Origin of the sequence: Staphylococcus sp. HMSC063A07 (assembly GCF_001836955.1) — a bacterium.
Classification (GTDB): domain Bacteria; phylum Bacillota; class Bacilli; order Staphylococcales; family Staphylococcaceae; genus Staphylococcus; species Staphylococcus lugdunensis.
The window spans coordinates 420,048-434,894 of sequence record NZ_KV830924.1; the positions used below are offsets into that span (position 1 = coordinate 420,048).

The window sequence follows — 14,847 nt, forward strand, 5'->3', positions numbered from 1 at the left end:
TCCTTTCTAAACAACTCTTTTAAATAGTTTTTCTAATTCATAATTTGAAAAGTTAATAATAATAGGTCTTCCGTGTGGACATGTAAATGGATCTTCGGCTTTTCTTAACTGATCAATTAAATCTGCCATTTCATTTATTTTAAGATAGTGATTTGCTTTAATTGACTTCTTACAGCTCATCATAATTGCAGCATCTTCGCGCAATTTTTTTATATCAATTTTTTTATGTTCTAATACTAACTCAATCATATCTTTAATAATGTCTTCAACATCTGCTTTCGGCAACCATACTGGATAGCTATTTACAATATAGTCACTACCTCCAAAATGCTCTAAATGCACGCCTACTTTATCTAACTCCGATTGATATTGGTTTATAATGATTTGTTCATCTTTTGAAAAATGAAAGGTCATAGGTATAAGTAAATCTTGTACCTCATTAGTAACCTCTCCTATTTTATCTCTAAAATATTCATATTTTATCCGTTCTTGAGCAGCGTGCTGATCTATCATAAACATGCCATTTTCATTTTGTGCAATAATATAAGTTCCATGTACTTGACCAACAATTTCCATATAAGGGACACGACGCGATGGTGTCTTACTAATCGTACCTTTAATATCTTCTTGTTCCAATAATGAACTATTGCTAGATGTACTATTTTCTAGCTCAGACAAAAATTCTTTTTGTCGTTCAAAGTAATCATCATTTGAATTTCGTTTATTATAAGTAGAGTCAACTGGTTGCACTGTTTCCTCATTGAAATCATCAGATGTCGTTGTCTGTTCTAATTCATTTGAAGCTCGTTCACTAGATGTGTCATTTGAGTTAGTATTTTGTCGTTGTTTCTCAAAATCCATTTGTTGTTGTTCAAATGTATGCAGAACTTTATTCTTTTTCGGCTTCTCATCCCATTTATTTTGTGGTATTAAAATCCGATCATGGAATGCCTCTCTTATCTTTTCAACGATAAGTTGATACAACTGCTCCTCTTTTGACAATCGCACTTCTAATTTTGTGGGATGTACATTAACATCTACTAGTATAGGATCCATTTTAATATTAATATAACAAATTGGATAACGACCAATCATCATCAACGTGTGATAACCTTCAACAATCGCTTTATTAAGAATGAAATTTTTAATATAACGACCATTAATAAAGATAGAAATATAATGTTTATTGCTTCTAGAATGTTCAGGTTTAGCCACGTAACCTTCTATATGGTAATCACTTGTATCACCAGTAATATGAACTAAATCTTTAGCTACTTTCATACCATAAATATCAGCCATAACCTCATTTGTTTTTCCAGAACCATTTGTTTGCAACATTATTTTACCATCTGATACTAAAGAAAAACGAATATCTGGATGACTCATTGCCATACGATTCACAATATCAGTTATTTTACCCAATTCGGTATATAAACTTTTAATATATTTTAAACGTGCCGGCGTGTTATAAAATAATGACTCGACTTTAACATCTGTACCTTTTCTAGCTTTCGCAGGCTTTTTATACACGATTTGACCATTTTCAGCATAAATCTCATGACCTTGTTCGTTATCAGTACACGTCGTTAAAGTAACCTTTGCAACAGAAGAGATACTTGCTAATGCTTCGCCTCTAAATCCTAATGTTCGTATATGAAACAAATCGTCATCATCATGCAGCTTACTTGTAGCATGTCTATGAAACACTAAATTTAAATCGTCGGCCTCTATACCTGAGCCATTATCAACTACACGAATCGACGAGATACCAGATTCTTCAACTTCTACATTAATTTCAGTTGCATCAGCATCGATTGCATTTTCTAATAATTCTTTTACTACTGAACTAGGTCTCTCAACTACTTCGCCAGCTGCAATTTTATTAGCTAAAGAGGTTTGTAACTCTTTTATTTTTCCCATTTCATTTCACCTCATTTTATAACTTTTTTTGTAATTCATTTAGTTTAATTAATGCATCAAGTGGTGTCATATTGGAAATATTTAATGTTCTAATTTCAGCTTCAATTTCACTTTCTGTGGTTACATCGTCGAATAAGCTAAAGGTTGTTTGTTCATATGCTGGTTTTACAGCTTGATTTTCAGAGTCTTTCAGATATGCTGATTGTGATTCTGCAATATATGCATCTTTATTGTCTTGCGACCGTATCTGTGACGATTGCGTCGATTTTTGTTCGAATTGGTCAAGAATAACTTGTGCTCTTTCAATCACTTCGTTAGGTAAATCTGCTAATTTGGCAACTTGAATACCATAGCTATCATCTACCGCACCATCTTTAACCTTATGTAAGAAAATAAGTTCTCCTTGGTACTCGTCAGCTGCAACATGCACATTTTTCAAACAGCTTAATTCTTGATCTAGATCTGTTAATTCATGGTAATGCGTTGAAAATAGTGTTTTAGCGTGTGATGTTTTTGCGACATACTCTATCATTGATTGAGCTAAAGCTAAGCCATCGTATGTTGATGTGCCACGCCCAATTTCATCAAAGATTATTAAACTGTCCGCCGTAGCATAAGTTAATGCTTTTTGTGCTTCTAACATTTCAACCATAAATGTACTCTTACCTGAAACTAAGTCATCGGCAGCACCAATACGCGTAAATATTTGATCAAATATTGGTAATGTCGCTTTATCACAAGGAACAAATGAACCCATTTGCGCCATAATACTTATAATAGCCACTTGTCGCATATATGTTGACTTACCAGACATATTTGGCCCAGTTATCAAATAAATAAAGTTCTCTTTATTTAACAAGCAATCATTAGGGACGTAATCATTATGATCCATCACTCGTTCAACAACAGGATGACGAGAATTTTCTAAATTCAATGTCTTATTCTCGCTAAACTGAGGTCTTGTGTAATTATAGCGTTGTGCGATTTCGGCAAAGCTTTGTAAACAATCTAATTCCGAAATGATTTTTGCTTGTTGCTGAAGTTTCTCAGTATACGTTTTAATATGCTCGCGTAATTTTACAAATAATTGATACTCTAGTTCAACTGCTTTATCTTCAGCCCCAAGTATAATGTCTTCTTTTTCTTTTAATTCATCAGTAATAAATCTTTCTGCATTAGAAAGTGTTTGTTTACGATAATAACCATAATCAGTCGGATTAAATCCTTGTAAATTTGCTCTTGTAATTTCAATGAAATAACCAAAGACTTTATTAAAACTAATTTTTAAAGATTTAATACCTGTTTTTTCTCTTTCTCTAGCTTGTAATTGCGCTAACCAGCTTTTTCCATTTTGAGACGCATCCAAATATTCATCTAACTGCTGATTAAAACCACGTTTAAATAGTCCACCATCTTTAACAGATATAGGCGGTTCTTCCACAATACTATTTTCCAATACATCTAATAGGTCATCTAAAGGTTCCAATTTGTCAAATTGCTGACTAAATGTTTGATCCATTTCTAACAATAATTGTTTAATATGTGGGATTTCTGATATGGAATGTTTCAATTGAATTAAATCTCGAGCATTAACATTACCGTAACTTACTCGACCAACAAGTCGCTCTACATCATAAACTTGATTCAAATAACCTCTTAATGTATCTCTTTCAATAAAAGCGTTTATTAGCTGATCAACAGCATTTAAGCGATGCTCTATTTCTTGTTGTTGAATTAAGGGACGATCAATCCATTGCTTTAATCGTCTAGCACCCATCGGCGTTTTTGTTTCATCCATCAACCACAATAAAGTGCCTTTTTTTGATTTTAATCGAATACTTTCTGTCAATTCTAGATTTCGTTTTGCATAGTAATCCATTTTCATAAAATCAATTGCAGCATATTCTTTCACATCTTCAATATGAGACAAATCTCTTTTTTGAGTATGGTGAATATAATCTAACAATAATTGTGTTGCTTCGAACATCAAGGTTTCTTTTTTGGGATTTACCTCATATACGTTTTGAGAAAGTGATTCATTGACTGTAATCGTTTCAGTGGTCAAATTTATTTGTCGCGTAAGCGCATCAGACAACGCTTGATTAACAACAATTTCATTCGGATTAATCGTAGTTATTTCATTTAACAGTGTCGATGTACCTTCAAATTGTGTTGTCTTCAATTCACCTGTAGAAACATCACAATAGCTAAGTGCTATTTGATTTTGTCTTTGAATAAAACTCAATATATAATTATTTTGTTTGTCATCCACCCCGCCTTGCTCCATTACAGTACCAGGTGTGACAATACGTACTACTTCTCTTTTCACCATTCCTTTGGTTTGCTTTGGATCTTCCATCTGTTCACAAATAGCAACTTTATATCCATTATTTATCAAAGTTTCAATATAGCTATTTGCCGAATGATACGGTACGCCACACATTGGAATAGGTTTTTCTTTTTTGGCATCTCTTTTCGTTAAAGTAATTTCAAGAACTCGTGATGCTTCTTTAGCATCATCAAAGAACATTTCATAAAAATCGCCTAATCGAAAGAATAATAAACAATCATTATATTGTGCTTTTATGTTTAAATATTGTTGCATCATAGGTGTTACATTTGCCATTTATTATTCACAACCTTATTTCTTTTTACTTTTTGATTTATATTATTATTAAAATTATTTGCCTTCGTTAACTTATATATTTTAACATAACTATAAACAAGTCGCCTATTGATATTATCTTTTAAAGTTTAACATAAAAAAACATTGACTTTTGCAGCTATAAACGCATAAGTCAATGTTTTAGGCTCTACTTAAAGCGATCAAGTAAACCTCGTTTTTTTAAAATAATCAATAATATATAGCTTATTACTGCACCAATCACACTAGAAACAATAAAAGCTAACATTAATGGTTTAACAACAAAATTGTGAAATCCTAATATCCAAGCCATTGGTATACACATCAAACTACCAATAATACCCGTACCAATAACTTCTCCAATAGCAGCTATAAAGATATGTTTTTTATACATATAAAATAAACTTGCTAAAAACACACCAATCATGCTACCTGGAAATGCAAAGAAGCTACCTGTATTAAATGTGATTCTGATAATTGATGAGATAAGTGCTTGTGCTAAGCCATACCATGGTCCAACAAATACTGCACATAAAACATTGATAAAATGCTGTACTGGTGCTGCTTTGATTGGTCCTACCGGTATAACAATGATACTGCTTAAGACAACGTTAATGGCAATAAGTATGGCAGTCACAGTTAACTTCTTTGTGTTCATGAAATTACAATCCTTTCACTATTGATTACTATGTTCATCAGTATGATGTTCATTTAATCTATTTTCCATTGTGCTAATCATCAATTGTAGAAATTCATTAGCTTCAAATTGCGCGCTTTTAAATTCATCTACAATAGGCAAATGATTAATTTCTGCTTCAAGATGATTAATTTCATCTTCTGATTGTTCAAACGCATGTTGTTTACCATAATTCTGAAAGTTGACCGATTGCTTTTGTTGCTTTTTAAGCTGATTCATCTTTGTTGCAATCGTCTTATTTTGATGAATTTGTTGTTCGACACGCTGATAGGTTTGGATAATATCCAATTTTTCAATATTCTTTGTTATCCCATCGGCATACGTTAAAATATCTTTTTTTGAATACATTTAAGGCGTCACCAACGTTTGTTGAGTGAATCTAACAAAGGTACCATTTAATGAATATTGTTTAGCTTCATCAATTTTCACTTCTACTAATTGACCAATCGCTTCTTTAGGACCTTTAAAATTCACTAATTTATTTTTACCAGTATATCCAGCTAGTACTGTGTCATCTTTTTTACTTGTGCCTTCACATAATACAGTCACAGTTGTGTTTTCATAATGGCTCATAGCTTGTTGTGAATACTGTCCAACCTTTTGATTTAAACGTTGTAATCGTTGTTTTTTCACTTCTAGCGGTACATTATCTTTCATTTTAGCAGCTGGTGTACCATCGCGCTGCGAGTATAAATACGTATAAGCATGTTCGAAAGCCACTTCATCGTATAGTGTTAACGTTTCTTCAAATTGATCTTCTGTTTCGTTAGGGTAGCCAACAATGATATCAGTTGTTAAAGCAATATTCGGAATAGCCGCTTTAATCTTTGATACTAATTCTAAATAACTTTCACGCGTATATTTACGCCCCATAATTTTTAACACTGCATTATTTCCTGATTGAACCGGAAGATGAATATGTGGCACAATATTACCACCTTGCGCAATCACTTGTATCATTCTGTCAGTAAAATCCCATGGATGACTTGTTGTAAATCTAACTCTAGGAATATCAATTTTAGAAATAGCTTCAAGTAAGTCGCCAAGCTCATAATCTATATCTTCAATATCTTTCCCATAAGAGTTAACATTTTGACCTAATAACGTGATTTCTTGATAACCTTCACGTGCAAGTTCTTTGACTTCCGCAATAATATCTTCTGGTCTACGACTACGTTCTTTTCCTCTTGTGAAAGGAACAATACAATACGTACAAAACTTATCACAACCATACATGATATTCACCCATGCTTTAATATTGCCTTCTCTCACTTTCGGCAAGTTTTCAATGATGTCCCCCTCTTTGGACCACACATCAACAACCATTGCTTTAGACATATATGCCTCTTCAAGAATTTCTGGCAATTTATGGATATTATGTGTGCCAAAAATCATATCGACATTTTGATATGACTTTAAAATTTTATTGACTACTGATTCTTCTTGCGACATACAACCACAAACACCAATTAGGCAATCAGGTCTATTTTTCTTTAGGTGTTTTAAATTTCCAATCTCACTAAACACCTTATTCTCGGCATTTTCACGGATAGCACAAGTGTTTATAAGTATGACATCTGCTTCTTGAATATCAGAGGTGGATTGATAACCTAGTGCTTCTAAAATACCGGCCATTACTTCTGTATCGTGCGCATTCATCTGACAACCATATGTTTTAATTAAAAATGTACGTCCTTGACCGATATTGCGATATTTATCCTCTATCTGAAAATCTCGATTATATTGTACTTGTTGTTTCCCACGTTTTTTAGCTTCTTTTAAACTAGGCGGCTGATAAACCGTCTCAAAGTACTTGCTATAATCTTTTTCTTCTTTTTTATTACGTTCACTTAAAATATCTATCGTACCAGCTTTTCTTTGCTCTTCATTCACTTAAAAAATCCTTTCCATATGCCCTTTTTATCATTATTCCATTATATTAAATTTAGCTATAAAGTGCAAAATGCCTTCATTCTGAATTTTAAAGACATCTTTATTATAAAAAAATTAGGGCAAGAAAAAGGTCAATACATTGTCCTTTAAGCTTACCCCATCACTATTTATTATTTAAATCGTAGCTTATCCATCATATTTTCCTGTTAAAGTTTCAATCGAAATACCTTCGGGTACATGATAAAACTTAACTTGGCTAATAATACTTGAACATTCTAATTCAACCATTCTCTCGTTCAATTTTTGAATGAGAATTAAACAAGCACTCATTTCACCTTGTACTGTTGTTTCAAGCGGACCTACTCGATAATGCAATCCAGATTGTTCTATCAATTTAATAGCTTCGTCAACATATGGGATTACATCATCATTTTGTGGTGTTTTTGGTATAATTTGAATACTCATTAATGTATCTTGCATCATTATCACCTCGAAAAAATTGTTCTTTATGTTCATCATATCATTTTTATCTTATATTTAGTTAACTTGAGATGTTGATTCTACAATTGCTTGTGCTATCTGATACATTAAGTTACTCCAATTATCTTTATTAGTTCGATTGTGATAGCCGTATTTTCCATTTTTAAATAATTGTTTTCTGAGTGCCGATGTTAATTCTAGTTGTACACCCGCACCAAGTTGATTACAATTAACAATATTATTTGATTGTTTGCCTGACATGTTGCTTGGGGCATGCGCCACTTTTATACCTATTTGTTTCAGACTATTGCTTATTTTTTTACTCAGCAGTTCATCTTTACCTCCAATATAGACTATTGGACTTTCACCTTTACATCCATGTATAGCAATTGTTCTTTCACTCCGTTTTACAAGATCTATCGCTATTTTATTATCATAATGAATTGAAGTCACATGCAGTTCTTGATTCCCCTTGCTTCTCATTCCATTAAAAACAAAGTAATTATAGTTACCTTCTTTGGCTATCAGTTTTGTTAACTCTGTAGTTGCTGGCTCAATTCCGCCACCATGTGGGGCAATAATAACCACTTGACTGTGATTATCTTCCGTTTCAATCTTCCAATCTTGATGTTCAGCTGTTTGTTGTTCCAATGTCTCCATCGTTTTAAATTTATCCATCATACATCACTCCTTTATACAACTTATATTTCATATTACCTATTTTAGAAGTTATAAAAGTGATTTACAGAAAATAAATAAAATTTCAATTTATTAAAAATAAACAGCAGAGACATAATCCAAACTAATAGAACCTCAAACATGATTATTATGTTCGAGGCTCTTAACTATATATTGACAGTAGTAGACTAAATTGAAAATGCACTGATACCCAGCTTTTTCTATCCTAGTCAACCTTGACTGGGTGGAAATAAGAACTCAAAATGAATGCTGTCCCGCTTCCTTATTTTATATTTAATACTCTATGTTGTATGGCTTCGCGTCTTTAGGATTCTATATCAGTCACACTGGCTTGCTTTGTTAGAAAAAACTGTTCTAGCCAGTTACGCTGTGCTTGGATCCCAACAAAGGGTAATACAACAACCATTTCTACAATTAACATATGTTGCAATCAATATGCGTTAACAAAAATTGGGAAAATAATATTACCTTATTGTTCAGGATTACTTATACCCTAGACACTTAATGGCCTAGCCTTTTATAAACTACTATACAAATTGCTCTGTTAGAGTGTTAAATACTTCTTCCGGTAACTGCAAATCTCTTTTAGCCAATGGCGTATCTTCTAACTCTACGATTTGCGACTCATAAGACGGAGTTGAAGTATCTTGATACACTATTCCTTTTACTAAAGATTCATGTTCAATGACTGTTTTCATAGCTAATTGCTTATCCGATGTATCATAATCAGTGATATCTTCTATATTTGTCAAATGTTCTTTAAACCAATCATATGTGTTCACTTTATTATATGTTACGCAAGGTGAGAAAACATTTACAAATGAAAATCCATCATGATTAATTGCATCTTCAATCATTTTTGTTAAAGCTTTAATATCGCTGGAAAATCCTTGAGCGACGAAGGTTGCACCTGAAGATAGCGCTAACTCTAATGGCGCAACATTTTTTTCTATATTGCCTTTAGGTGTTGATTTCGTAACAAAACCAACAGCTGAAGAAGGTGAAGTTTGTCCTTTTGTTAAGCCATAAATTTGATTGTCCATAACGATATAAGTCAAATTCATATTTCTTCTTAATGCGTGGATCGTATGCCCCATACCTATCGCATAGCCATCTCCATCCCCACCTGATGCAATAACAGTTAAATCTTTATTTGCCATTTTTACACCTTGAGCTAAAGGTAATGCTCTACCATGAATAGCATGAACACCATAAGAATTTACATAACCCGATAAACGTCCGGAACAGCCTATACCTGTAATTATGGCTACTTCTTCTGGCTCTAATCCTACATTGGCAGCAGCTTTTTGAATGGCTGCTTGTACTGAGAAATCACCACAACCTGGGCACCAATTTGGTTTGACGCTATTTCTAAAATCTTTAAATGTAGCCAATTAGACCAACTCCTTTAATTCTTTTACAATTTTAAGTCCTTGTTCCTCAATTTCATGTGGTAAAAATGGCGTACCATCATATTTTGTCTGCTGTACTAATTTATCTTGAATCTGCGTATTCATTTTAATAATACTTGCTAGTTGTCCTTGATAATTATGTTCTGCAACAATTACCTTTTTAGCTTTATTGATGGCGTCTTGGATGATTTCTTTAGGAAATGGATGTAATTGGCGAATCTGCATTGTATTAACTTTTATTCCTGCATCTTTTAATCGTGATGTACCTTCTTGAATGGCACCTTTACTTGAGATAAAACCAATGTATAATATATCTGCTTCATCATACGTTTCGTTTGACTCTACAGGATTTTCAATTCGTAGCTGTTCTGTTTTTCTCATTCTTTTATCCATTTGTTCGCATCGATTCATCGCAGCTTCACTTGGTTTACCCTGTTGATTATGCTCTACGCCAGTTACATGATGAATACCACCTTTTACACCAGGTATTGGTCTTGGGGATATACCACTATCTGTTATCGCATAGCGTTTAAAGTATTCCTTATCTCCCTCTTCTCTCTCAATATCAGTTTGGATAATCTCACCACGATTGATTTCAATTTTATTATAGTCTAATGCTTTCACTGTCTGTTTACCTAGAGACAACTGCAAATCACTTAAGACAATAACTGGACATTGATAAATTTCGGCTAAATTAAAAGCTTCAATAGTTAAATAAAATGCATCTTCTGCATCAGTTGGCGCAAGAACAATCTTTGGTATATCACCATGAGTTCCGTATATCATTTGCATAAGATCAGATTGTTCTTGTTTAGTTGGCAATCCTGTTGAAGGTCCCCCACGCTGCGTATTTACAATAACTAATGGTGTTTCTGTCATACCAGAAAGACCGATTGCTTCCATCATTAAAGATAATCCGGGCCCAGAACTTGCAGTAAATGCTCTTACACCAGCATAATTTGCACCAATAGCCATTGTGGCAGCTGCGATTTCATCTTCAGTCTGTACAACAGCCCCTCCTGCTTTTGGCAAATTAGCAATCATATATTCCATAATTTCAGATGCAGGTGTAATCGGATATGCTGCCATAAATCTTGAGCCTGCTGAAATTGCACCCAGCCCTATAGCATCATTCCCAATCATATATAAATGCGGCGCACTATCCGTTGCTACTAATTCAAAATCTCCTTGAATTTGATCTAATTGCTCTTGCATCAATTGGTATCCTTGATACAATGCAGTTATATTCATATCGACAACTTTGTCGCCTTTTTTCATAAACATATTTCGAATTAAATCTTCGAAAGTTTGTGTATTTAAGTTCATTAAAGCACATGTTGCTCCGACAGCTACCATATTTTTCATTAATGCAGTACCTAACTCTTTTGCAGTTGCAGTTAATGGTAAATCAATGAGTTGTGCTTTACAGTTTTCAGGCTTTTCTGGTTTTGCTTTAGTATCAGCAATAATAATACTATCTGATCTCATTTCGTGATGATTTAATTCGATAGTTTCTTGGTCAAATGCAACAAGGATATCTAAATCATCACTAATAGCATGAACAGGTGTTAATGATACTCTTATTTTATTATTTGTATGACCGCCTTTTATTCGACTCGAAAAGTGTCTATACCCATATAAATAGTATCCTTTTCTGTTCATTGCAGTTGCAAAGATTTCACCTGTAGATTCTATACCTTCACCTTGTTGTCCGCCCACTTTCCACGATAATTGTGGTTTCATATCATAAGCCTCCTGTGGAATTAATTCATCTTAAATAATAACAAAAAGAACCACCGTATTACTATGTCAACAGTGGTAATTTCATAAACTCATACTTATGGACGATAGTCTTCATATCGTTCTTAGGAACTTGTTAAAATGGATGATCTTGATTAATTAGTATCCTTTCAATATGTGATGTTTTTCCTTCTCTATCAAGATCAATCAGCACACCTGACAACACACTGCGTCCATCATCAGGGACAACATGACGTTGCGGTAAACTTGTAATAAATCGCTCAATAACTTCTGTCTTGTTGATACCTAGAATACCATCATAAAAACCAGTCATACCAACGTCTGTAATATATCCCGTGCCTTGGGGTAAAATACGTTCATCTGCTGTTTGTATATGTGTATGTGTACCAACAACAGCACTCACCCGTCCATCTAAATACCAGCCCATTGCATTTTTTTCAGATGTTGTTTCCGCATGAAAATCAACGAATATATATGGTGTTTGTTGTTTAGCCTCATTTATAAGTTCATCTGCTTTTTTAAAAGGATCATCAATAACTGGCATAAAAGAACGTCCTTGTAGATTAATTATAGCTAATTTAATATCATTAATTTGGATAAATCTCATACCCACGCCAGGTGCTTCACTAGGAAAGTTTGCTGGTCGCACCATTCTTTTCGCTTCATCGATAAAATCATATATTTCCCGTTGACCATAGGTATGATTTCCCATTGTAATAAAATCAACGCCGTCTCTTAGCAATTGCTTATATATTTTTTCGGTTAGACCTTTACCGTGTGCAGCATTTTCCGCATTGACAATCGTTATTGTTGGCCTATGTGATTGCTTTATTTTAGGTAGGTATTCTGCTATTGCTTTTCTACCAATTTTCCCTACGATATCTCCTATAAAAAGTATTCTCATGAATTGTTCATCCTTTCATAAATAATTTTAAGTCAAAATCAAAAAGAATTAAAGCAGATTAACTATTTTTATTTTGTTTTAAAGTGCATTTCTTTTTCAGTAAAGAAACCTATGTTAAGATGAATTTATAAAATAATAGGAGTTGTATATATTACATGTCAATTAACATTGATCCAGAAAGATTTGCAGAATTGGTTTTAACAGCAAACCCAGCAAAATCTGAAGATGCTGAAGATATCGCAAAAGAATGTTTAGAGTTATATATTAATGCTTATCGCTTAGCAGAAAGATATTCTAACGTTGCAACAAACTGCTATGACACTGCTGAAGTCATTTCAGAGATGAACAAAGCGGATTTACAATTGAAGCATTAACATACCACACCTATTAACGACAACAATTTGCATATTAATGAATAAACATATAAACATTTAAATTATTAATACAGGTTGCCACCAAAAGTTGAATGAAAATTCTAACTTTTGGTGGCACTTCATATTTCAAATAAATATATTTTTATGATGCCTTACTTTAAGTTCTTAATAAGATGATCAATTATGCATAAGCATTAACCTAACTTATTATTTAATGTTGAACTAATCATTTTTATTTGAAACAATAATGAAGTAAGTTGTGCCTTATAATTAAAAATAACACCTAAAAAACAAACCTAATATTTTACAACATTAGGTTTGTCGACATTTAAGAAACAGGCACGAAAGGCCTGTTTTATTTAGCATATTCAACTGCTCTGGTCTCACGAACAACTGTCACTTTAATATGACCAGGATATTGAAGTTCTTCTTCGATTTGGTTTTTAATATCTCGTGCAAGGCGATATGATTTTAAATCATCAATTTCATCCGGAGAAACGATTACTCTTATTTCTCGTCCGGCTTGTATAGCAAATGCTTTTTCAACGCCATCGTAACCTTCAGATAATGTTTCTAAGCGTTCTAATCTGCGGATATAATTCTCTAAAGTCTCTTTACGTGCACCTGGTCGTGCAGCGGATAAAGCATCTGCTGCCGCGACTAAAATTGATATGATAGAAGTGGGTTCCACGTCACCATGATGAGAATGAATAGCATTTATTACCGTATCATTTTCGCCGTATTTTTTAGCGAGTTCTACACCAATTTCAACGTGACTACCTTCAACTTCATGGTCTATTGCTTTACCAACATCATGGAGCAAGCCAGCTCTTTTGGCTAAACTTACATCCTCACCTAATTCAGCAGCAAGCATACCTGATAAATGCGCAACTTCAATCGAATGTTTCAACACATTTTGACCGTAGCTTGTTCGATAATTTAAGCGACCTAAAATTTTCACTAATTCAGGATGCATATTATGAATATTCATTTCAAAGGTAGCTTGTTCTCCCGCATCTCGAATGATTTCGTCAACTTCTTTTCTTGCTTTGTCAACCATATCTTCAATTCTACCAGGATGGATTCTACCGTCTGATACTAAATTGACTAATGCTGTTCTTGCAATTTCACGTCTAATTGGATCAAAACCAGATAAAATAACTGCTTCTGGTGTATCATCAATTATCAAATCGATACCTGTTAATGTTTCTAATGTTCGAATATTTCTACCTTCTCTACCAATAATACGACCTTTCATTTCGTCGTTTGGTAAATTAACAACTGATACTGTTGATTCTGTTGTATGATCTGCTGCTAATCTTTGGACAGTTGTAGCTAATAATTCTTTGGCAGTTTTATCGACTTTTTCTTTAGCTTCTGCTTCTTTTTCTTTAACAAGTACTGCAATATCTTGTGACAGTTCTTCTTCAACTCTCTGAAGTTGTTCTCTAACAGCTTCTTCTTGAGTAAGACCGGAGATGCGTTCTAATTCTTGTTCATGCTTCATTATTAATGATTGAACACTACTCTCTTTTGCATCTACTTGTTGTTGTCTTTCTTCAAGTTTAGATTCTTTTTGTTCTAAAATCTCATCTTTTTTGTCTAATAGATCAGATTTTCGATCTAAATTTTCCTCTTTTTGAAGAAGTCGGGCTTCTTGTTTTTGAAGCTCACCACGTCTTTCACGTAATTCTGATTCAGTTTGTTCTCTTAAGATTTGGTTTTCTTCTTTTGCTTCAAGTAACTTTTCTTTTTTGATATTTTCAGCTTCTTTGTTTCCTTGCCTAATAATATCATCAGCGGTTTGTCTTGCTTGTAATTGTTTTTGATGCAACAAATTTCGGGCTACGAAATACCCTACAACAACTCCTAGAATAATCCCAAGCAAAATGAGTAGGAGGGCTAATAAATTCACACAAACACCTCCTTTTTCTAGGGCTATGTTCTGTATATCAAAATCGATATGATTTTATGAAATTTATAATAATCATACAAACTAATTGTACTTTTTTAGTTGTGTGAGTGTCAAGGTAAGAAGCCTATTAATCATTGTAATTCTATTA

12 protein-coding genes are annotated in these 14,847 nt (G+C 33.3%); 1 reads left to right on the top strand and 11 read right to left on the bottom strand.

Going from position 1 to position 14,847, the window contains the following annotated elements; genetic code table 11:
- Positions 1-6 precede the first annotated feature (6 nt).
- The 10 genes from mutL to HMPREF2597_RS08070 form a co-directional block, all read right to left on the bottom strand.
- Complete coding sequence (mutL, locus tag HMPREF2597_RS08025; RefSeq protein WP_002478263.1) at positions 7-1,920, bottom strand: DNA mismatch repair endonuclease MutL; 1,914 nt, start codon at positions 1,918-1,920, stop codon at positions 7-9.
- Positions 1,921-1,936: 16 nt separating this feature from the next.
- Positions 1,937-4,546, bottom strand: coding sequence for a DNA mismatch repair protein MutS (mutS, locus tag HMPREF2597_RS08030; RefSeq protein ID WP_002478264.1), 2,610 nt, complete (start codon positions 4,544-4,546; stop codon positions 1,937-1,939).
- 187 nt (positions 4,547-4,733) lie between these two features.
- The gene (gene thiW / locus HMPREF2597_RS08035; RefSeq protein WP_002459248.1) at positions 4,734-5,222 is read right to left on the bottom strand and encodes an energy coupling factor transporter S component ThiW; all 489 of its coding nucleotides are present in this window, start codon (positions 5,220-5,222) and stop codon (positions 4,734-4,736) included.
- An 18-nt stretch (positions 5,223-5,240) separates the two neighbouring features.
- A complete protein-coding gene (locus HMPREF2597_RS08040; RefSeq protein WP_002459249.1) occupies positions 5,241-5,609 on the bottom strand; it encodes a YlbF/YmcA family competence regulator in 369 nt (122 codons plus the stop codon).
- Entirely contained in the window at positions 5,610-7,154 is a 1,545-nt protein-coding gene (gene miaB, locus HMPREF2597_RS08045; protein WP_002459250.1) for a tRNA (N6-isopentenyl adenosine(37)-C2)-methylthiotransferase MiaB, read from the bottom strand.
- A 186-nt stretch (positions 7,155-7,340) separates the two neighbouring features.
- A complete protein-coding gene (locus tag HMPREF2597_RS08050) occupies positions 7,341-7,634 on the bottom strand; it encodes a thiamine-binding protein (protein ID WP_002492111.1) in 294 nt (97 codons plus the stop codon).
- A gap of 57 nt (positions 7,635-7,691) precedes the next feature.
- Positions 7,692-8,312 carry a poly-gamma-glutamate hydrolase family protein gene (locus HMPREF2597_RS08055; RefSeq protein ID WP_037542965.1) on the bottom strand — a complete coding sequence of 207 codons (621 nt, stop codon included), beginning with the start codon at positions 8,310-8,312 and terminating at the stop codon, positions 7,692-7,694.
- 548 nt (positions 8,313-8,860) lie between these two features.
- Positions 8,861-9,727 carry a 2-oxoacid:ferredoxin oxidoreductase subunit beta gene (locus HMPREF2597_RS08060; RefSeq protein WP_002459254.1) on the bottom strand — a complete coding sequence of 289 codons (867 nt, stop codon included), beginning with the start codon at positions 9,725-9,727 and terminating at the stop codon, positions 8,861-8,863.
- Entirely contained in the window at positions 9,728-11,488 is a 1,761-nt protein-coding gene (locus HMPREF2597_RS08065) for a 2-oxoacid:acceptor oxidoreductase subunit alpha (protein WP_002459255.1), read from the bottom strand. It abuts the gene before it with no gap.
- A gap of 133 nt (positions 11,489-11,621) precedes the next feature.
- Positions 11,622-12,410, bottom strand: a complete 789-nt coding sequence (locus tag HMPREF2597_RS08070) for a TIGR00282 family metallophosphoesterase (RefSeq protein ID WP_002459256.1) — start codon at positions 12,408-12,410, stop codon at positions 11,622-11,624.
- A gap of 155 nt (positions 12,411-12,565) precedes the next feature.
- On the opposite strand from HMPREF2597_RS08070, the gene HMPREF2597_RS08075 reads away from it, so the two are divergent.
- Positions 12,566-12,784 carry a hypothetical protein gene (locus HMPREF2597_RS08075; RefSeq protein WP_002459257.1) on the top strand — a complete coding sequence of 73 codons (219 nt, stop codon included), beginning with the start codon at positions 12,566-12,568 and terminating at the stop codon, positions 12,782-12,784.
- Positions 12,785-13,139: 355 nt separating this feature from the next.
- Here HMPREF2597_RS08075 and rny read toward each other — a convergent pair whose 3' ends face one another.
- Positions 13,140-14,699 carry a ribonuclease Y gene (rny, locus tag HMPREF2597_RS08080; RefSeq protein ID WP_002478266.1) on the bottom strand — a complete coding sequence of 520 codons (1,560 nt, stop codon included), beginning with the start codon at positions 14,697-14,699 and terminating at the stop codon, positions 13,140-13,142.
- Positions 14,700-14,847: the final 148 nt, after the last annotated feature.

What these genes read in the sequence shown, in the direction of transcription:
- HMPREF2597_RS08040 (WP_002459249.1), bottom strand. Translation starts at nt 5,609, where the DNA reads ATGTATTCAAAAAAAGATATTTTAACGTATGCCGATGGGATAACAAAG.
- mutS (WP_002478264.1), bottom strand. Translation starts at nt 4,546, where the DNA reads ATGGCAAATGTAACACCTATGATGCAACAATATTTAAACATAAAAGCA.
- HMPREF2597_RS08070 (WP_002459256.1), bottom strand. Translation starts at nt 12,410, where the DNA reads ATGAGAATACTTTTTATAGGAGATATCGTAGGGAAAATTGGTAGAAAA.
- HMPREF2597_RS08075 (WP_002459257.1), top strand. Translation starts at nt 12,566, where the DNA reads ATGTCAATTAACATTGATCCAGAAAGATTTGCAGAATTGGTTTTAACA.
- thiW (WP_002459248.1), bottom strand. Translation starts at nt 5,222, where the DNA reads ATGAACACAAAGAAGTTAACTGTGACTGCCATACTTATTGCCATTAAC.
- mutL (WP_002478263.1), bottom strand. Translation starts at nt 1,920, where the DNA reads ATGGGAAAAATAAAAGAGTTACAAACCTCTTTAGCTAATAAAATTGCA.
- HMPREF2597_RS08050 (WP_002492111.1), bottom strand. Translation starts at nt 7,634, where the DNA reads ATGCAAGATACATTAATGAGTATTCAAATTATACCAAAAACACCACAA.
- HMPREF2597_RS08055 (WP_037542965.1), bottom strand. Translation starts at nt 8,312, where the DNA reads ATGGATAAATTTAAAACGATGGAGACATTGGAACAACAAACAGCTGAA.
- HMPREF2597_RS08065 (WP_002459255.1), bottom strand. Translation starts at nt 11,488, where the DNA reads ATGAAACCACAATTATCGTGGAAAGTGGGCGGACAACAAGGTGAAGGT.